This window comes from Muriicola sp. (assembly GCF_049669965.1).
In the GTDB taxonomy this organism is placed as follows: Bacteria; Bacteroidota; Bacteroidia; order Flavobacteriales; family Flavobacteriaceae; genus Muriicola.
On sequence record NZ_JBATLB010000002.1, the window covers coordinates 1 to 4,029 of the forward strand.

2 protein-coding genes are annotated in these 4,029 nt (G+C 42.8%); both read left to right on the plus strand.

Translation table 11 applies throughout. The annotated features are described in order from the left end of the window. Window positions 1-2,722, plus strand: a 2,722-nt coding sequence (locus WBM49_RS00055; RefSeq protein ID WP_424370008.1) for a glycoside hydrolase family 3 N-terminal domain-containing protein, incomplete at its 5' end; no start/stop codon positions are given. 29 nt (window positions 2,723-2,751) lie between these two features. Continuing rightward, window positions 2,752-3,897, plus strand: a complete 1,146-nt coding sequence (gene bshA, locus WBM49_RS00060; RefSeq protein WP_424370009.1) for an N-acetyl-alpha-D-glucosaminyl L-malate synthase BshA — start codon at window positions 2,752-2,754, stop codon at window positions 3,895-3,897. Window positions 3,898-4,029 lie beyond the last annotated feature (132 nt).

Below are 4,029 nucleotides of genomic sequence, written 5' to 3' on the forward strand. Positions count from 1 at the left end.
GGCCACTGATAAGATCAAAACACTGATTGAGGAAGAGCATTTAGGTGGGATAATCTTTTCTACCGGAGGTCCGTTAAGACAAGCAAAACTTACGAATGAATATCAGGCAGTATCAAAAATTCCTCTGCTTATAGGGATGGATGCAGAATGGGGGCTGGCCATGCGATTAGATTCTACCTTTGCCTATCCATGGAATATGACCTTAGGGGCCATCCAGGATAGTAACATTGTAGAACGTGTAGGGTATCGGATAGGTACACATGCGAAGCGGTTGGGAGTTCATATCAACTTTGCCCCGGATATTGACATCAATATAAATCCCAGGAATCCGATCATCGGAAACAGGTCCTTTGGAGAAGGCAGGGTGAATGTAGCTCAAAAAGGAGCGGCATTTGTGCGCGGACTGAACAGGGCAGGGGTTCTCAGCAGTAGCAAGCATTTTCCCGGCCATGGTGATACGGCGGTAGACTCACATAAAGACTTGCCGAATATTCCTTTTGAACGCGACAGGCTAGATAGTATTGAATTATATCCTTACAAAAGACTGATCAAGGAAGGTGTCTCCAGTGTGATGGTGGCCCATTTGAATGTACCGGCCTTGGAACCGGACGAAAAAAGACCGTCGTCTCTCTCGAAAAATATCATTACCGGGGTCTTAAAAAATGAACTGGGTTTTAAAGGACTGGTCTTCACGGACGCCTTAAATATGAATGGGGTGGCAACGTTTGCAGACAATGGCGGAAGTGAATTAGAAGCCTTTCTGGCGGGGAATGACATCCTGTTGATGCCCAAAGATCTGAAGTTGGCCATCTCGGCTATACGAACTGCTTACGATACTGGCATCATTTCGGAAGCCCGTTTGGCTGTTTCTGTGCAGAAGATCCTGATGGCAAAGTATAAGGCCGGACTACACAGATATCAACCTATTCAATCTGAACAGTTATATGAAGAGCTGAATACAGTAGAAGACGATCTCTTGTACGAGGAAGCGATGGAAAATGCCATCACAGTGGTAAGGAACGAAGTAGATCTGGTACCCATCAAAAATCTGGAAAACAAAAAAATTGCCTATGTCGCCCTGGGGGATGCCTCCGGAGAGCCATTTTACAAGGCCTTGCAAAATTATACCGAGGTTTTGCAGGTAGAGGGGAAAGATATTAACACGCTTAAAAGTAAGTTATCTGACTTTAATGTGGTCATTGTTGGTTTTCACAAAAGCAATGAAAGCCCCTGGAAGGACTACAAATTCTCGGAAAAGGAATTGTATTGGCTAAATGAGCTCGCCAGAGAACGAACATCAAATTTGATCCTGGCCGTCTTTGCCAAGCCATACGCATTGTTGGACCTGGTTAATTTCGAGAATTTAGACGGATTGGTGCTGGGGTATCAGAATAGTGAGATCGCGCAGGAGAAAACGGCAGAATTGATCTTTGGGGCCATCCCTGCTAAAGGTAAGTTGCCGGTATCCTTGGGAACTGGCTATCCCGTTGGTTTTGGGTTTTCAGCGAAAGCTCTTGGCCGTTTAGGCTACGGCATCCCGGAGCGGGTAGGGATCAATAGTCAACTTTTGGCAGAAGTAGATTCGCTGGTTCAGAACGGACTGGATTCACTGATGTTTCCGGGAGCACAGGTATTGGTGGCCAGGAAAGGAAAGGTCATTTATAATAAGAATTTCGGAAAGCCAACCTATGATGCCACAGATTCTATTTCGAACGATTACTTATACGATCTTGCTTCCCTGACAAAGATACTGGCAACCCTGCCCATGATCATGACCATGGAGGAAGAAGGGAAGATCTCATTAAATGACACTTTTGGGGAACTTATCCCTGCCTACGATACCACAGATCTTAAGGATGTGACAGTACTCAAGGCTTTAAGTCATTACGGGCGTCTTCCTTCCTGGATCGCTTTTTATTTGGCAACGCTGGATAAAAACAGAAAACCCTCTAAAGAATTTTATCGCAACAGGCCCGATAATGGTTTTAGCATCAGGGTAACCAATAATTTGTATCTCACAGATTCCTACAAGGATTCTATTTACAATCGTATCGGACGTCAATCCTTAAAGTCGAATCGGTATCGTTACAGTGATGTGGCTTATTATGTGATGAAGAAATTTATTGAGGATACCTATGGACAACCCCTCGATGTCCTCGCAACTTCTAAATTTTTTAAACCCCTGGGAACTAACTTTACTCGCTTCAAACCCTTGGAATACTTCAAAAAAGAAAAGATCGTCCCTTCGGAAATTGATAATTATTACCGGTATCAGACGGTGCAGGGATATGTTCATGACATGGGGGCCGCCATGCAGGGGGGAGTAGGAGGCCATGCCGGTTTGTTTAGTAATGCCAATGATGTGGCTAAGATTATGCAGATGTATTTGCAAGGTGGATATTATGGGGGAGATCGTTTTTTGGAGGCCAGAACTATAGAAAAGTTCAATAAATGCTATTTCTGCAATAACGATGTACGCAGGGGAGTAGGTTTTGACAAGCCACAGCTGGAAGAGCATGGCCCTACTTGCGGTTGTGTTTCCAGGAAAAGCTTTGGTCACAGTGGATTTACAGGGACCTATACCTGGGCCGATCCCGAGAAGGAATTGGTCTATGTCTTTTTGTCGAATCGCACTTTTCCAACATCCTCCAATAACCTTTTGATCAAATCCGAATTGAGAACACGTATTCAGCAGGCGATTTATGATTCCATTATAAATTAGAAAAAGAATTAAAACGTAATTTTACAGCTATGAAGATCGCTATTGTATGTTATCCTACTTTTGGTGGGAGTGGGGTAGTGGCTACCGAGCTGGGAATTGCACTGGCAAATCGGGGTCACGAGATCCATTTTATTACTTACAAACAGCCGGTTAGGCTAGAATTACTGGGGAATAACATTCATTTCCACGAGGTACATGTGCCTGAATATCCCTTGTTCCATTATCAGCCATATGAATTGGCCTTATCCAGCAAATTGGTAGATACCATAAAGTTGTATGGAATAGAACTCTTGCATGTCCATTATGCTATTCCACATGCCTATGCGGGGTATATGGCGAAAAAGATATTGGAAGAAGACGGGATCTATATCCCCATGATCACCACCCTGCACGGCACGGATATTACGTTGGTGGGGAACCATCCATTTTACAAGCCCGCAGTGACTTTCAGTATAAATAAATCAGAGGTGGTTACCAGTGTATCTGAAGATTTAAGGCAAAAGACGCTCGACTTTTTTGAGATTGAGAAGGAGATTGAGGTGATCCCTAATTTTATAGATAAAAGGAAATACAATTCAGAATTCACGGATTGTCAGCGTACCCTGATGGCTGGTGAAAATGAAAAGATCATCACTCATATCAGTAATTTTAGAAAAGTAAAGCATATTCCGGATGTCATAAAGATATTTTATGGTATTCAAAAGGAGATCCCGGCTAAGTTGATGATGGTAGGAGAGGGTCCTGAAAAGGAGAAGGCCGAAATGTTGTGTGAAGAGCTGGGCATTATGAATAAGGTGATGTTTTTAGGTCAAAGTTCCGAAATAGACCGGATTCTTTGTTTTTCAGATCTGTTCCTGCTGCCTTCAAAATCTGAGAGTTTTGGGTTAGCAGCTTTAGAGGCCATGATCAATAAAGTACCCGTGATATCCAGTAATACCGGAGGGATTCCCGAGGTGAATATACAGGGAGTAACAGGATTTTTGAGTGATGTAGGCGATGTGGATGACATGATAAAGAATGCATTATATATTCTGAAAGACCCTAAAATCCTGGAGACATTCAAAATGAATGCCTATAAAGAGGCCCTGAAATTCGATCTCCAGAATATCATGCCCTTGTATGAAAGCCTCTATGAACACGCATATAAGGATCACTACAGAAGTGTGTTGAGGTAACTCGTAAAATTTATTTTTTTGTTTTCATTTTTTCCGACATCTTTTCTTAATGGTAAGCTTAAGTGCTAACACCCAATGGTATATACTTCCTTTGTCGGTAAATTTACACGGCTTGTCGATATCACATTGAGT